The organism is Micromonospora sp. NPDC049662 (assembly GCF_040675055.1).
Classification (GTDB): Bacteria; Actinomycetota; Actinomycetes; order Mycobacteriales; family Micromonosporaceae; genus Micromonospora.
This window is the reverse complement of the sequence record NZ_JBFAOC010000095.1, coordinates 1-13456: the sequence shown is the minus strand read 5'-3', so window position 1 is coordinate 13456 and position 13456 is coordinate 1. Positions and strand designations below refer to the sequence as shown.

Sequence of the window (13456 nt, the reverse complement as noted above, 5' to 3'; positions counted from 1 at the left end):
GAGGCATCAAGATGCCTCACAGTCATCACGCCCACAGGAGTGGCCGGTCCCGCGTTGGCCGTGGCCCGGCGCGCCGGGCCACCGCCCGCCTACGCCTGGCGTGCGCCTGCGCCCGGCAAGCCGCGGGCCCGGTGTGGCGTGCGGCGGGGGTGGTCAGGAGACCGTCCAGAGCAGGTGGTTGACGGCCAGCGCGGTGAGCGCCTGCGCGGCCAGCCACCAGCGTCGCGAGGTCGCCGGGAGATGGGCGGTGGCGACCAGCAGCCAGCCGACGAACGGCAGCCAGATCCGCTCCACCTCGGCCTTGCTCAGCCCGGACAGGTCCGCGCCGAGGACCGCCACCAGGGCCGCCAGCGGTAGCAGCACCGTGGGGCCGGCTGCGCGTACTCCTGCTGCCGTAGGCAGGGCCAACCGCCCGGCGGCCCGCCAGCCGGGCGCGGCCGCCAGCGCGCGGCGCAGGGCCGGCCCCAGGACCGGACCGGCGCTGAGCAGCAGCGCGGCCAGGTTGGCCCACACCCAGTAGGCGTACGGGCGGTCGGCGGCCCAGCCCTGGTAGTACCGCTGGACGACGAGGTGGTAGCCGTCCCACCAGTGAAACCCCGCCGCGACGAACACCGCCGTCACGGCGGCGACGCCGACGGCGGCGGCGAGCAGCGCGCCCAGTCGGTGGGTACGGCGCAGCGCGACCACGGCCAGCGCGAGCACACCCACCAGCAGGAACCCGTACGACAGGTGCAGCGCGAAGCCGAGCACCGCCCCACCGGCCAGGGCGGCCACGCGGCCCCGGACCGCCAGCAGCGCCAGACCGGCCGCGACCACGGCGGCGAAGATGCCGTCGGCCGAGGCGCCCACCCAGACGGCCCCGGGCAGCAGCACCAGGAAGGGCACGACCGCGCGGGCCGCGTCGGGCGCGCCGAGCGCGCGCAGCGTCACCGGCACCGACACCGCGATCGTGGCGCCGAGCAGGACGCAGGCCAGCGCGGCTGCGGTGCCTCCGCCGAGGCCGACGCGGTCCAGCCAGACGAAGATGAGCAGCGCGCCCGGCGGATGGCCGGCGGTGTGGGTGGACCAGGAGTCGGGTTGGAAGTCCACGATCCGGCTGGTGAATCCGGCCAGCATCGTCGGGATGTCGGTCACGCCGGGAACCTCGTGCAGGTACTCGGCCTGCGGGGTGAGCCGTCGGGTCAGCCCCGCCGACGCGCCGTCGACCAGGGCCAACGACATGGTCCAGGCCACCGCCGTCAGCCACGCGGCAGCCAACAGGCGGCCCCACCGGGCGGTGCGGGCCCACCGGGCGCCCCAGCCCACCACCGCGACCGCCACCACCAGCGCGGCCGGGCTGCCCCAGCCGACGTGTGGCCGCCACGTCGCGTACAGCGGGGCGGCGTCCGCGTGCAGGCCGCCGCCGCGCGCGTTGAGCAGGGCCCCGACCAGCACGGCGACGCCGAGCAGCGCCGCTTCCACCCCCAGCACGAGGAGGTCTCCGCCGGGGCGGCGAGGCGGGGTCCGCCCGGGGGCGGTGGCGTAAGCGGTGGTCGAGGCCATGACCACCGGACGGTACGGCGACAGCCCACCCTCGCGCTCGCCAATCGGCGGCCCGTCACCGGACGGTAAGAAATGCCCGGGCGGTAAGGGTTCGGTAAGCACATTTCGGCCTCCGCCGCGTGCGCGTCGCCCTAGCGTCGGCGGTATGGCGACTGAGATCGACGTGGTGCTGCCCTGCCTGGACGAGGCAGCCGCCCTGCCGGGTGTGCTCACCGCGCTGCCGTCCGGCTACCGGGCCATCGTGGTGGACAACGGTTCCCGGGACGGCTCGCCCGAGGTGGCCGTCCGGCACGGCGCCCGGGTGGTGCACGAACCCCGACGCGGGTACGGCGCGGCGGTGCACGCCGGCCTGGAGGCCGCCGACGCCGAGCTGGTGTGCGTCCTCGACGCCGACGGGTCGTTCGACCCCGCCGAGCTGCCGGCCCTGGTGGCACCCGTGTCCGCCGGTACGGCCGACCTCAGCGTGGGTCGGCGTCGGCCGGTCGGGGCGGGAGTGTGGCCGTGGCACGCCCGTGCCGGCACGGCGCTGGTCGCCGCGTTGCTGCGCCGTCGGGGCGTACCGCTGCGGGACCTCAGCCCGATTCGGGTGGCCCGCCGCCAGGCGCTGCTCGACCTCGGTGTCACCGACCGGGCCTTCGGCTACCCCCTCGAACTGCTGATCCGGGCCGCCGCCGCCGGCTGGCGCATCCACGAGACGGACGTCACCTACGCGCCGCGGGCCGCCGGCACGCGGTCCAAGGTTTCCGGTTCGGTGCGGGGCACCCTGCGTGCCACCCGCGACTTCGCCGGTGTGCTGCGGACCGTGGACGGCCCTCGGTGACCGTCCTGCTGGTGGTCGCCAAGGCGCCGGTCGCCGGGGCGGTGAAGACGCGGCTCTGCCCACCGGTCACGCCGGCCCAGGCGGCCCGGATCGCCGCCGCCGCGCTGCGCGACACCCTCGACGCCGTCCGCGCCACCCCCGGTGTCACGCCCGTGCTGGCCTGGTCGGGTCGGCTGGCCGAGGCGGAGGACGCCGACGCGTTGACCGCCGCGCTGGACGGCTGGTCGGTGCTGGAGCAGCGCGGCACCGGGCTCGGCGAGCGGCTCGCCAACGCGTACGCCGAGGTCGCTGCCGCGTACCCCGGGCGGCCGGTGGTGCAGATCGGGATGGACACGCCGCAGGTGACGCCGGGCCGGCTGGCCGCGGCGGTGGCGGGGCTGCGCGCCTCCGACGCGGTGCTCGGTCGGGCGCACGACGGCGGCTGGTGGTCGTTGGGGCTGCGCGACCCCCGGCACGCCCGGGTGTTGCGGGACGTTCCCATGTCGACGCCCGACACCGGTCGCGACACGTGGGCGGCCCTGACCGGGCGTGGCCTGCGGACCGCGCCGCTGCCGGTCCTGCGGGACGTCGACAAGTGGTCCGACGCCCTCGCGGTGGCCGTCGAGGTTCCCGGCGGACGCTTCGCCCGCCAGGTCGCGGCGGTCCGCCTCACCCTGCTGCCGGAGGGCCGGCGGTGAACCCCGTCGACACCGCCCCGGTCGAGGCCGCGCCGCCGGTACGGTCGCCGTCCGGGCCGACGCCGCGCCGGGGGTACGACGGATCCGGCGACCCCTTCGCCGCCGCGCTCGCCGCCGACCGGGTGGCCCTGCGGCGGTGGCTGGTGCACGGCGACGGGGTCCGTAGCCGGCTCCCGGTGGACCGCTGGCACGGCACGGCCGAGTCGGCGGTCACCGGCCTCGTCGCCCGCTGTGGTGGCCCGACGCTCGACCTCGGGTGCGGGCCGGGCCGGCTCACCGTGGCGCTGACCCGGGCCGGCCGGACCGCGGTCGGCGTGGACGTCTCGCCGACGGCGGTGCGGCTCACCCGCGCCCGTGGCGCGGTCGCGGTGCACGGCGACCTGTTCGGGCCGCTACCCGCCGAGGGTCGGTGGGCGCACGCGGTGCTGATCGACGGGAACATCGGCATCGGCGGCGAGCCGGTGGCGCTGCTGCGCCGTTGCCGGGACCTGCTCGCGCCGGGTGGCACGGTCCTGGTCGAGCTGGAGCGGCCCGGCGCGGGGTCGTGGCAGGGCCAGGCCCGGGTGGCCGCCGAGCAGCGGACCGGACGGGTGCTGCTGGGCCCGGTGTTCCGCTGGGCCCGGGTTGACGCGCGTGCGGTGCCCGCGGTCGCCGACGCCGCCGGCCTGGCGGTCCAGGACGTGTTCCGGCAGGGGCGGCGCTGGTTCGGTGAGCTGCGGGCGAACCGCTGAGAGGGCGGGCGTCAGGCCGCCGGCAGGCGCACCACGAACCGGCACCCACCGCCGACGTTCTGCACGTCCACCCGACCGCCGTGCGCCTCGACCAGTCCGCGTACGATCGCCAGCCCCAGCCCGCCGGAACCCTCGCCACCGGGGCGGGGCGTACGGGCCGGCTCGCCCCGGAACGCGACGTCGAACAGTCGGGGCAGGTCGTCCTCGGGGATGCCGCCGCAGGTGTCGGCGATCGCCAGCCAGGCGGCGTCGCGTTCAGATCCGGCGTCCACCCGCACCGTGCCGTCGCTCGGCGTGTAGTGCACCGCGTTGAGCAGCAGGTTGCCCACCACCCGGGCCAGCTCGGGTTCACTGGCCAGCACGGTGGGCCAGCCCGACTCGGCGGCCTCCAGTCGGATGCGCCGGGCCTTCGCCAGGGGCGCGGTGCCGGCGAGGGCGTCGGAGACGACCTCACCCAGCGGCACCGCCGACAGGGTCAGCCGCAGCGCGCCGGCGTTGATCCGGGACAGCTCGAACAGGTCGTCGACGAGTCGGGTCATCCGATCGGTCTGCACACGGATCCGCCGGTGATACTCGGCGACCGTCGCCGGGTCGTCGACCACCCGGTCCTCCAGCGCCTCGGCCATCGCCCGCAGGCCGGCCAGCGGCGTCCGCAGGTCGTGCGACACCCAGGCGACCAGGTCCCGGCGGCCCTTCTCGACCCGCCGTTCCCGCTCCCGGGCCTGGGCCGCCCAGACCGCCGCCACGGCCAGTCGACGCCCGAAGTACCAGCCCACGCCGAGGCTCACCACCGCCGCCGCGGCGACCGTGAGCAGGACGACCTGGAGGTCGTGCGGGGACAGGAACATCGCCTGGGCGACCACCACCACTCCGGCCACCACGGCGACCACGGCGATGGTGAGCAGGACGCACACGTGCACGGTGATCGACCGGTGCCGCAGCAGCCGCAGGGTCAGCGCGCCCAGCAGACCCACGCCGAGCGCGGCCGCGAGCGCCGCCCCGAAGATCAGCGCCAGGTCACGCATCGGCCGGCTCGTACCGGTAGCCGACGCCCCAGACCGTGACGATGCGTCGTGGCTCGGCCGGGTCGTCCTCGATCTTCTCCCGCAACCGGCGGACGTGCACCGTCACCGTGGACTGGTCGCCGAAGTTCCACCCCCACACGCGTTCCAGCAGCTCGGTGCGCTTGAACGCCCGTGTCGGGTGTCGCATCAGGTGCGCCAGCAGATCGAACTCGCGCAGCGTCAGGGCCAGCTCGCGGCCGTGCAGGCGGGCGATCCGTGGCCCGGTGGCCACCTCCAGCCCCGCGTCGGCCAGCAGTTCGGCCGCCGGCGCGGCCGGCTCACCGGCCCGGCGCAGCACCGAACCGACCCGCAGCACCAGCTCCCGCGGCGAGAAGGGCTTACTCAGGTAGTCGTCGGCGCCGAGTTGCAGCCCGAGCACCCGGTCCGCCTCGTCGCCGCGCGCCGTCAGCATGATGATGGGTACGCCGTCCGGCCGCTCCCGCAGTCGCCGGCACACCTGCAACCCGTCCAGCCCGGGAAGCATCAGGTCCAGCACGACCAGGTGCGGCGGCCGGTCCTGGACGGCCTCCAGGGCGGCCAGCCCGTCCGCGACGTGACTCACCTCGTACCCGGCGTGTTCCAGGTAGCGGCAGACCACGTCGCTGACCGTCCGGTCGTCGTCGACCACGAGCACCCGCTGCGCCACCGGTCACCTCCCCGCGGCCAGCCTAGCCAGCACCGATGCGGCCGGCGATTTCGCAGACCTTGTGGTCTCCTTACGTTCCGTACCCCAGTCGTCCCGACGCACCGACTGGCCGGTCCGCCTGGTGACGGCGAGGCCTGTGGTGCGCAGTGGGCTGCGTACGATGCGGGGCTGAGTTCCCTCGTCGCGGCGGAGGTATCGGGCAGATGGCAGGCCAGCACGAGGGTTTCGCCCTCGGCGTCGACCTCGGTACGTCCAACACGGTGGCCGTGCTGCGCTGGCCGGACGGTCGGACCCGGCCGGTGCTGATGGACGGTCAGCCGGTCAGCCCGTCGGCCGTGTACGCCGACCCGGACGGCACGCTGCACGTCGGCTGGGACGCCCGGCGGCTGGCGCAGGCCGATCCGGCCCGGTTCGAGGCGAACCCGAAGCGTCGGGTGGACGAGCCGACCGTGCTGCTCGGTGACCGGTCGTACCCGCCGGCGGAGTTGCTCGCCGCGGTGCTGGCGGCGGTCGCGCGGGCCGCGGTGGGTGCGGTCGGCTTCCTGCCTCCGGCCGTGCTCACCTGTCCGGCGGCCTGGGACGAGTCACGGCGGCAGGTGCTCGCCGACGCGCTGTTGCGGGCCGGATGGCCGCAGGCCGCCGAGCACACGCTCGCCGGGCCGACGCCACCGGGCACACGTCTGCTGCGTGAGCCGGTGGCCGCTGCCCGCTACTACACCCAGGTCCTGCACCGGCCGGTGCCGGTCGGTGGCGCGATCGCGGTGTTCGACTTCGGTGGCGGGACGCTCGACGTCGCGGTGTTGCGCAACGAGGGCGCCGACCCGTGGGGTGACTCCGGGTTCCTGGTGGTCGCCGACGGCGGTCTGCCCGACCTGGGCGGCCTCGACCTGGACGCGGCGCTGGTGCAGCGGGTCGGCGAGCTGCTGGGCGAGCGGCACGCCCGACGGTGGGCGCGCCTGGTCCGCCCGTCAGACCCGGCGCAGCGCCGCGACCAGGTCCGACTGTGGGACGAGGTACGCGGCGCGAAGGAGACGCTGTCCCGTTCCGCTGTGGCGCCGGTCGCGGTGCCCGGGGTGGCCGAGGCGGTGCGGTTGACGCGCGACGACGTCGAGCGGGTGGCGGCGCCGCTGTTGCGTCGTGCCGTGGAGCGCGCCCGGGAGGTGATCGCCGCGGCCGGCCTGCGCCCCGACCAGCTCGCCGGGCTGTTCCTGGTGGGCGGCTCCTCGCGGATTCCGCTGGTGGCACGAATGCTGCACGCCGAGCTGGGCGTGGCCCCGACGGTGCTGGACCAGCCGGAGCTGCCGGTGGCCGAGGGCGCGCTGACGGACCTTCCGCTGCGCCGAGCGCTGCCGGCGTACGCGGGACCGCAGGCCGTCCCGCAGGCTTCGACGGCCGGCCCGCCCGCGCCGGTTGCGGCGTCGACCGTGCCGGCCCCGGCCGGTCCGCCGGGCGTTCCGGCTGCGGCGGAGAACGCGCCGACCGTGCCGTCGCAACCCGGGCCGGCGTCGGCCAGGCCGAGCGGATCGGCCGGGGCGGACGGCTCGGGTTGGCAGCCGGCGCCGCCGGGCGTCGCGGGCACCCTGGTCGGCGGGGCGGGAGCCACCCCGACGCCCACCCCGCCCATCCCGAGCGGCGGTACGACCTGGCGGCGGGCCCGGTGGGTGGTGCTCGGGGCCGTGCTCGCCCTGGCCGGGGTGGCCACCGCGGCGACGCTCTACCTGCTGCGGGACCGCTATCCGGACCTGGAGTTCGGGCCGCTGCGCGAGCTGTCGAGGCCATCGGCCGGCGCCGAGCGGCCCAGCGGCATGTGGACCGCGGTGCTCGGCGACCGGGCCTATCTCGGGTACCCGCTGCCGGACGACCGGCTGGAGGTGGTCGCCGTCGACACCGGCACCGGCGACGAGCTGTGGCGCAGGCAGACCGGCGTCACCGCCGACGACTGGGCCGGCCTCGTCGCCGTGCCGGGGGCGGTTGCCGTCCTCGCGGACGCGCCGGGCGACAGCACTCCGCGCGAACTGGCCGTCCTGGACGCCCGGTCCGGCGCCCAGCGCTGGCACCGGACGGTCCGCGGCGACGACGACGTCTACTTCTCCGACGACACCGCCGTGCTGGTGGACCGGGCCGCCGGGCGGCTGGTCGGCCTGAAGCTGGGCGACGGCACCGACAAGTGGAGCAGGCCCAACCCGCGTGACCAGTACGGCGGGGCGCGTACCGTCGTCGAGCCGGTGGGCACCGACGCGGCGGCGGGCGGGCCGGCCTTCCTCGGCGGCGCTGCCCGCGACCCGTGGACGGGCAAGGGGCGACGACTCGTGCAGATCGGGGCGGACCGCTCGGCGCGGCTAGTCGACATGTCCTCCGGCTCGGTGCTGCGCGAGTGGGGCAACGTGGCCGACCTCGACGACCTGGTGGTGGCGCACGAGGACCGCCTCTTCGTGGCCCCCACCGACGGCGGGTACCAGGTGCTGGCGTACGACCTGGGTTCCGACGCGGCGCCGGTGGTCGTCTACCGGGCCGAGAACGCGGAGTACCGGCCGAAGGCGCTGGTGGCCTGCGGCGAGCGGCGGGCCTGTCTGGTGCAGGTACGCAACAGCGACGCCGAGCACACCGAGGTGGTGGCGGCGACCGAGGGGAAGTCGGCGATCTCCTGGTCGGCGCCGGGCGCGACCGGCCTGGTGCCGGTCGGCGAGCAGGTGCTCACCCAACGGGAGTACCCGAAGGCGACGGTCACCCTCTTCGACACGGCCGGCAAGGCGTTGCTGGCCGACCGCCCCGGCGTGGCGGCCCGACTGGACGCCGGCAACCTGCTCGTCTTCGCCGAGCCGACCAGCACGGTGGCGGACAACCGGAGCGTGGCCGGCGTGTGGGCCGAGTCGGGCGACGTCGACGAGTTGGGCCAGCTCGTCGACGTGCGCAGCGCGTCCTGCTCGTGGAACACGCGGGTGATCGCGTGCGGCGCAGACAAGGACTTCGTGCTGTACCGGTTCGCCGACGACTGACCGCCGGCCGGACAGATGCCGGTGGAGTGCGCGACGGATCCGTGGCGGGCGGCCCGTAGGATGCTCCGGTGAATCTTCGGGGTACGGTCCGCGCCGATCGTCCGCTGGTGGTGCTCGCCGTGGGGGAGGAGGCCCGCTACCTGCCGGCCGAGCTGCCGGTGCTGCTCACCGGCATGGGCAAGGTCAACGCCGCCAGCGCGGTCGCGGCGGTGCTGGCGGCCGGCCCGCGTCCCAGCCTGCTGCTCAACCTGGGTACGGCCGGCGCGCTGCGCCCCGGCTGGACGGGTATCCACGAGGTCGCCACCGTGCTCCAGCACGACCTGGACACGGCTCTGCTGCGTACCCTCACCGGTCAGACCTACGGCGCGCCGCTCGCGCTGGCCGCCGAGGGCGCGGTGCTGGCCACCGGTGACACCTTCGTGGCCGACGACGACGCGCGGGACCGGCTGGCGCAGCGCGCCGACCTGGTGGACATGGAGGGGTACGCGGTGGCCTGGGCCGCCGCGCAGGCCGGGGTGCCGTGTCGGCTGGTCAAGCAGGTCAGTGACGAGGCGGGGGAGGGCGCGGCCCGGACCTGGCGGGAGTCGGTGGACGCCTGCGCCCGCGATCTCGCCGAGTGGGTCGGGCGCCACCTCGGCTGACCGCGCTGGGTCACCCGGCGGGCCCGCGCGGTCGGAGTCCGCGCGTGGTCTCCCGGTCGCCGGAGCCGGGGATCAGGACGTGCCCGGCCAGTGCGAGCGCCACGATCGCGGTGACCAGCACCGGTGGCCAACCGCCGGCCCAGGGCAGCACCAGTAACGGGAGCAGTTGCGTCGCCACCCGCCGCCACGGCACGCGGGTGGACAGCAGGTAGGTGAACAGCGCCCGGCCGAGCACGAACACCAGCGGCCCGCCGATGATCAGCATCAGCCACCAGGCCGGGGTCGTGCCGCTCGGACGGTTGACGACCAGGTCGACGGAGGCCGCCGTGATGGTCACGCCGCCCAGCAGCACGAGGTGGGTGTACGGGGCGATCCGGGTGGACCGGCCGGGCGCGGAGGCCGCCGCGGTCTCGAGCAACTCGCCGGCGCGAAACACGTAGATCTGCCAGAGCAGCAGCATGATGGCGAACGCGCAGAGCAGGGCAGCGATCCGGAGGCGGTCGAATTCGCTGCGGCTGAGCTCCAGGGTGGGTATCAGGATGATGTCGCCGAGGGCCAGGATGACGAACTGCTGGTACCGCTCGCCCAGGTGCGCGGTGGTCCGGTCGTACTGGTCGAGAGGCACCCGGCCGAGCCACGGGGTGGGGTAGCGCGCCGCCGCGGCGAGCACGTCGATCGCGATCGCGGTGGTCCAGATCCACAACCGCCCCGAGTCGACCAGCACGCCGATGATCCAGAGGACACCGGAGACCAGGAACCAGAACAGGAACCGGGTGGCTCGCGCCATGGCCGCTCGGTGCCGCTGCCGGTACAACGTGCTGACCAGGACAATGCCGCGCACCACGTGGGTGCCGACGTAGGCGAGCGCGAAGACCGTGGCCTGCCCTCTGGTGATCATCGGCAGCGCCGCCGCCATCCCGACCGACCCGACCATGGCCACCATGAGGATGAGCTGGATCGGGCGCTGCTGCGGATCGTAGAACTCGGTGGTGGTCGTGGTGACCGACCACGTCCACCAGATCGCGGTCAGCATCAGCGCCACCGCCGTGCTGCGGCGCCAGGAATGCTCGTCGGCGAGCAGCGTCGAGGTCTGCGCGAGCGCGGCCACGAAGACCACGTCGAAGAGCAGTTCGAGCAGCGTCGCCCGGGTCGACCCGTCCGGCCGGCGTACCAGCGCCGCGGTGCCTCCGGTGGTCATGCCCGGCCTCCCGCCGTGTCTTCGAGGATTATCGGCGGCGGGGGCGCGGCACGTCCCCGGTTCGGCGATTCCCGCTGAGCGGGGAAGAGGGCGACCGGAGGTTGCCACGGCGGGCCCCCCGGGTGACGCTTGTCGGCATCCATCGATCTCGATCTCCGTCGGAGGTTCGGATGCGTCGTTCGCCGCTCGCCGCCCTCGTCCTGACCGCCCTGCTGCTCGTCGCGCCGGGCGCGGCACAGGCCGCCCTCCCCGCTCATGCCGCGCCCGACGCGGCCGGTGCCCTGTCCGGGGTACGCACGCCGGGCGTCGCCTGGGGCGCCGACCCGGCCACCGGCCGGATGACCGTCACCGTCGACGACACGGTGACGCCCGCCGACCTGGCGAGGCTGCGGGCGGTGGCCGATCGCGCCGGCGCGCTGCTGCGCCGGGAGCCCGGCACGCTGCGCACCCTGATCGCCGCCGGCCAGGGCATCTACGGCGGCGGTAGTCGTTGCTCGCTGGGCGCGAACGTGCGCAGTGGCAGTACCTACTACGTGGTCACCGCCGGGCACTGCACCGGGACCGTCAGCACCTGGTACGCCGACAGCGCGCAGACCACCGTCCTGGGCACCCGCACCGGCACCAGCTACCCGGGCAACGACTACGGGCTGATCCGCTACACGGGCCGGATCGCGCATCCGAGCGCCGTCTACACCTATCCCGGGCTGCTGACCATCAACGGACCCGGCACCGCGTACGTGGGTCAGGCGGTGTGCCGCAGCGGCGTCACCACCGGCGTGCGCTGCGGCACGGTCACCGGGCTCAACCAGACCGTCAACTACGCCACCGGCGTGGTCTACGGCCTGATCCGCACCAACATCTGCGCCGAGCCGGGGGACAGCGGCGGGCCGCTGTACGTGGCGTCCACCGGCACCATCATCGGCATCCTGTCCGGGGGCAGCGGCAACTGCACGTCCGGTGGAACGACCTACTACCAGCCCATCGCGGAGGTGCTGGCGGCGTACGGACTGACCCTGCCCTGATCGCTGTTGCGCTCAGCGCAACGGGTTGCTCACGTGGCACAACGCGCCTAGGCTCGGCGGGACCCCGGACCCCTCCCCGAGGACGTGCGCCGCGATGCCGAGCGAGCCCCGACCCGACCGCACGGCCACCTCGACCGGCCCGCCGCCGGCCGAGGTGGTCACGGTGGGCGAGACCATGGTGATGCTGTGCCCGCCCGCGGGCGAGCCGCTGGAGCACGCCGAACGCGTCACCGTCTCGGTCGGCGGCGCGGAGTCCAACGTGGCCGGCTACCTGGCCCGGCTCGGCCACCGGGCGACCTGGGTGGGCCGGGTCGGCGACGACCCCTTCGGCCGGCTCGTCGTGCGGCACGTCGCCGACACCGGTGTCGACGTCGACCTGGTGGCGGTGGACCCGGCCGCACCCACCGGCCTCTACGCCAAGGACCCCGGCCCCACGGCCACCGCCGTGCACTACTACCGGGCCGGCTCGGCCGCGTCCCGAATGGACGGCGACACGCTGGCCGACCCACGGCTGGCCGGCGCACGGGTGCTGCACCTGTCCGGGATCACCCCGGCGCTCTCGGCCTCCTGCCGGGCGCTGGTCGAGCGCGCGGTGACCGACCGGCCACTACCGGGCGCGCTGGTCAGCTTCGACGTCAACCACCGGGCCCGGCTCTGGCCCGCCGAACGGGCCGCGCCCGTGCTGCGCGACCTCGCCGACCGCAGCGACCTGGTCTTCGTCGGGCAGGACGAGGCGTACGCCCTCTGGGGCACGAGCGATCCGGCCGCCGTACGCCGACTGCTGCCCGGCCCCCAGGCGGTGGTCGTCAAGGACGGTGCGGTCTGTGCCACCGTCCTGTTCCGCGACGCCGAGCCGGTCGTCGTCCCGGCCCCCCGCGTGTCGGTGGTGGAACCGGTGGGCGCGGGTGACGCCTTCGCCGCCGGCTACCTGGCCGGACTGCTGCGCGACCTCGACCCGACGCGACGGCTGCGCCTCGGTCACCTCGTCGCCGCGCAGGCGCTGGGCAGCACCGGTGACGACGCGCCGCTGCCGCCCTGGTCGTGGTTCGAACGGCTGATCGACGGTCCCTGGTCGCCACCCGACCTGACCGCCGCCCGAGCAGAGGGCTGAGGGGTGTCCGAGGGCGTCGACCGGGCGATGCGCGCGCTCGAACTCCTGGCCCGCGAGCCGGCGCAGCTCGGCGGCGTGGCCACCCACCTGGGCGTGCACAAGTCCACCGCGCTGCGCCTGCTGCAGTCGCTCGAGGCGGGTGGCTTCGCGCGCCGCGCCGACGGCGGCTGGACGGTGGGTCTGCGGCTGATCGACCTCGCCCAGCAGGCCCTGGACTCGCTGGACGTCCGCGCGGTGGCCCGCCCCCACCTGGCGGCGCTGGGCCGCGACTGCGGGCACACCATCCACCTCGCGCAGGTGGTCGACGACGACCTCGTCTACGTCGACAAGATCGAGGCCCGGGGTCAGGTCCGCATGTACTCCCGGATCGGCCGCACCGCGCCGCTGCACGCCAGCGGGGTGGGCAAGGTGGTGCTCGCGTACGGTCCGACGTCCCGGGTGTCCCAGCTGGTCGACGGCGGCACGCTGCCGGCGTACACCCCGGGCACCATCTGCGACCCGGCGGAGCTGCGCACGGAGCTGGCGGCCGTCGCCGCGCAGGGCTGGGCCGCCGACGACGGCGAGTTCGAGCCGCTGATCAACTGTGTGGCGGCACCGGTCCGACAGGCCGACGGCGCGGTCACGGCCGCGGTGTCGGTGACCGCGCCGACGGTGGTGGCCACCCTCGCCGACCTGCGCGCCCTACTACCCCGACTGCTGGCCACCACCCAGCAGATCTCCCGCGACCTCGGATGGAGTGGACCATGACCACAACGGACTTCGCGCACCTCTTCGGCGGCGCCCGGGTGATGGCGATCCTGCGCGGCCTGCCGGTCGCCGAGACGGTCCGGCTCGCCGAGCGCGCCTGGGACCTCGGCATCGAGGTGGTGGAGGTGCCGGTCGCCACCGCCGACGCGGTGCCCGCCCTGCGCGCCGGGTCGGCGGGTGTCTCGCCCCGGGCGACGACCTCGGCCAACCCGTGCTCGCCCAGGGCGTGCAGCAGCAGCACGTGGGCGTCGAGGCAGAACT

12 protein-coding genes and 1 pseudogene are annotated in these 13456 nt (G+C 75.4%); 9 read left to right on the top strand and 4 right to left on the bottom strand.

Annotated features, from left to right (window positions below):
• Positions 1–153 precede the first annotated feature (153 nt).
• The gene (locus AB0J36_RS33555) at positions 154–1470 is read right to left on the bottom strand and encodes a hypothetical protein (RefSeq protein WP_363661559.1); all 1317 of its coding nucleotides are present in this window, start codon (positions 1468–1470) and stop codon (positions 154–156) included.
• 217 nt (positions 1471–1687) lie between these two features.
• Between AB0J36_RS33555 and AB0J36_RS33550 the strand changes: the two genes are divergently transcribed.
• From AB0J36_RS33550 to AB0J36_RS33540, 3 genes are all read left to right on the top strand, one after another.
• Positions 1688–2362: a glycosyltransferase family 2 protein gene (locus AB0J36_RS33550; RefSeq protein ID WP_363661558.1), complete on the top strand. Its 675-nt coding sequence runs from the start codon at positions 1688–1690 to the stop codon at positions 2360–2362.
• Entirely contained in the window at positions 2359–3039 is a 681-nt protein-coding gene (locus tag AB0J36_RS33545; RefSeq protein WP_357169610.1) for a DUF2064 domain-containing protein, read from the top strand. Before AB0J36_RS33550 ends, AB0J36_RS33545 begins: the two co-directional genes overlap by 4 nt.
• Positions 3040–3161: 122 nt before the next feature.
• On the top strand, positions 3162–3770 hold the full coding sequence (locus AB0J36_RS33540; protein WP_357119387.1) for a class I SAM-dependent methyltransferase: 609 nt from the start codon (positions 3162–3164) through the stop codon (positions 3768–3770).
• 11 nt (positions 3771–3781) lie between these two features.
• Here AB0J36_RS33540 and AB0J36_RS33535 read toward each other — a convergent pair whose 3' ends face one another.
• Together AB0J36_RS33535 and AB0J36_RS33530 are read right to left on the bottom strand one after the other, a co-directional pair.
• Positions 3782–4795 (bottom strand): HAMP domain-containing sensor histidine kinase, encoded by a 1014-nt coding sequence (locus AB0J36_RS33535; protein ID WP_357117816.1) that lies wholly within the window; start codon positions 4793–4795, stop codon positions 3782–3784.
• Positions 4788–5480 (bottom strand): response regulator transcription factor, encoded by a 693-nt coding sequence (locus tag AB0J36_RS33530; RefSeq protein ID WP_357117819.1) that lies wholly within the window; start codon positions 5478–5480, stop codon positions 4788–4790. The genes AB0J36_RS33535 and AB0J36_RS33530 overlap by 8 nt, the downstream gene beginning before the upstream one ends.
• 203 nt (positions 5481–5683) lie before the next feature.
• On the opposite strand from AB0J36_RS33530, the gene AB0J36_RS33525 reads away from it, so the two are divergent.
• Positions 5684–8476 (top strand): Hsp70 family protein, encoded by a 2793-nt coding sequence (locus AB0J36_RS33525; protein ID WP_363661557.1) that lies wholly within the window; start codon positions 5684–5686, stop codon positions 8474–8476.
• A 68-nt stretch (positions 8477–8544) separates the two neighbouring features.
• Positions 8545–9117 (top strand): nucleosidase, encoded by a 573-nt coding sequence (locus tag AB0J36_RS33520; protein WP_357117825.1) that lies wholly within the window; start codon positions 8545–8547, stop codon positions 9115–9117.
• Positions 9118–9127: 10 nt separating this feature from the next.
• On the opposite strand, the gene AB0J36_RS33515 is transcribed toward AB0J36_RS33520, so the two are convergent.
• Entirely contained in the window at positions 9128–10315 is a 1188-nt protein-coding gene (locus tag AB0J36_RS33515) for a low temperature requirement protein A (RefSeq protein WP_357117828.1), read from the bottom strand.
• Between the two features lie 170 nt (positions 10316–10485).
• Between AB0J36_RS33515 and AB0J36_RS33510 the strand changes: the two genes are divergently transcribed.
• The 4 genes and pseudogenes from AB0J36_RS33510 to AB0J36_RS33495 form a co-directional block, all read left to right on the top strand.
• Positions 10486–11337 carry a S1 family peptidase gene (locus AB0J36_RS33510; RefSeq protein WP_357117831.1) on the top strand — a complete coding sequence of 284 codons (852 nt, stop codon included), beginning with the start codon at positions 10486–10488 and terminating at the stop codon, positions 11335–11337.
• A 94-nt stretch (positions 11338–11431) separates the two neighbouring features.
• Positions 11432–12448 carry a sugar kinase gene (locus AB0J36_RS33505; RefSeq protein WP_363661556.1) on the top strand — a complete coding sequence of 339 codons (1017 nt, stop codon included), beginning with the start codon at positions 11432–11434 and terminating at the stop codon, positions 12446–12448.
• A 3-nt stretch (positions 12449–12451) separates the two neighbouring features.
• Complete coding sequence (locus AB0J36_RS33500; protein ID WP_357117838.1) at positions 12452–13195, top strand: IclR family transcriptional regulator; 744 nt, start codon at positions 12452–12454, stop codon at positions 13193–13195.
• Positions 13192–13456 (top strand): annotated as a pseudogene (locus tag AB0J36_RS33495) (hypothetical protein); the annotation flags it as partial. The gene AB0J36_RS33500 and the pseudogene AB0J36_RS33495, both read left to right, overlap by 4 nt.

Coding starts and splice junctions, on each gene's coding strand:
- AB0J36_RS33525 (WP_363661557.1), top strand. CDS start 5,684: ATGGCAGGCCAGCACGAGGGTTTCGCCCTCGGCGTCGACCTCGGTACG.
- AB0J36_RS33505 (WP_363661556.1), top strand. CDS start 11,432: ATGCCGAGCGAGCCCCGACCCGACCGCACGGCCACCTCGACCGGCCCG.
- AB0J36_RS33535 (WP_357117816.1), bottom strand. CDS start 4,795: ATGCGTGACCTGGCGCTGATCTTCGGGGCGGCGCTCGCGGCCGCGCTC.
- AB0J36_RS33550 (WP_363661558.1), top strand. CDS start 1,688: ATGGCGACTGAGATCGACGTGGTGCTGCCCTGCCTGGACGAGGCAGCC.
- AB0J36_RS33515 (WP_357117828.1), bottom strand. CDS start 10,315: ATGACCACCGGAGGCACCGCGGCGCTGGTACGCCGGCCGGACGGGTCG.
- AB0J36_RS33510 (WP_357117831.1), top strand. CDS start 10,486: ATGCGTCGTTCGCCGCTCGCCGCCCTCGTCCTGACCGCCCTGCTGCTC.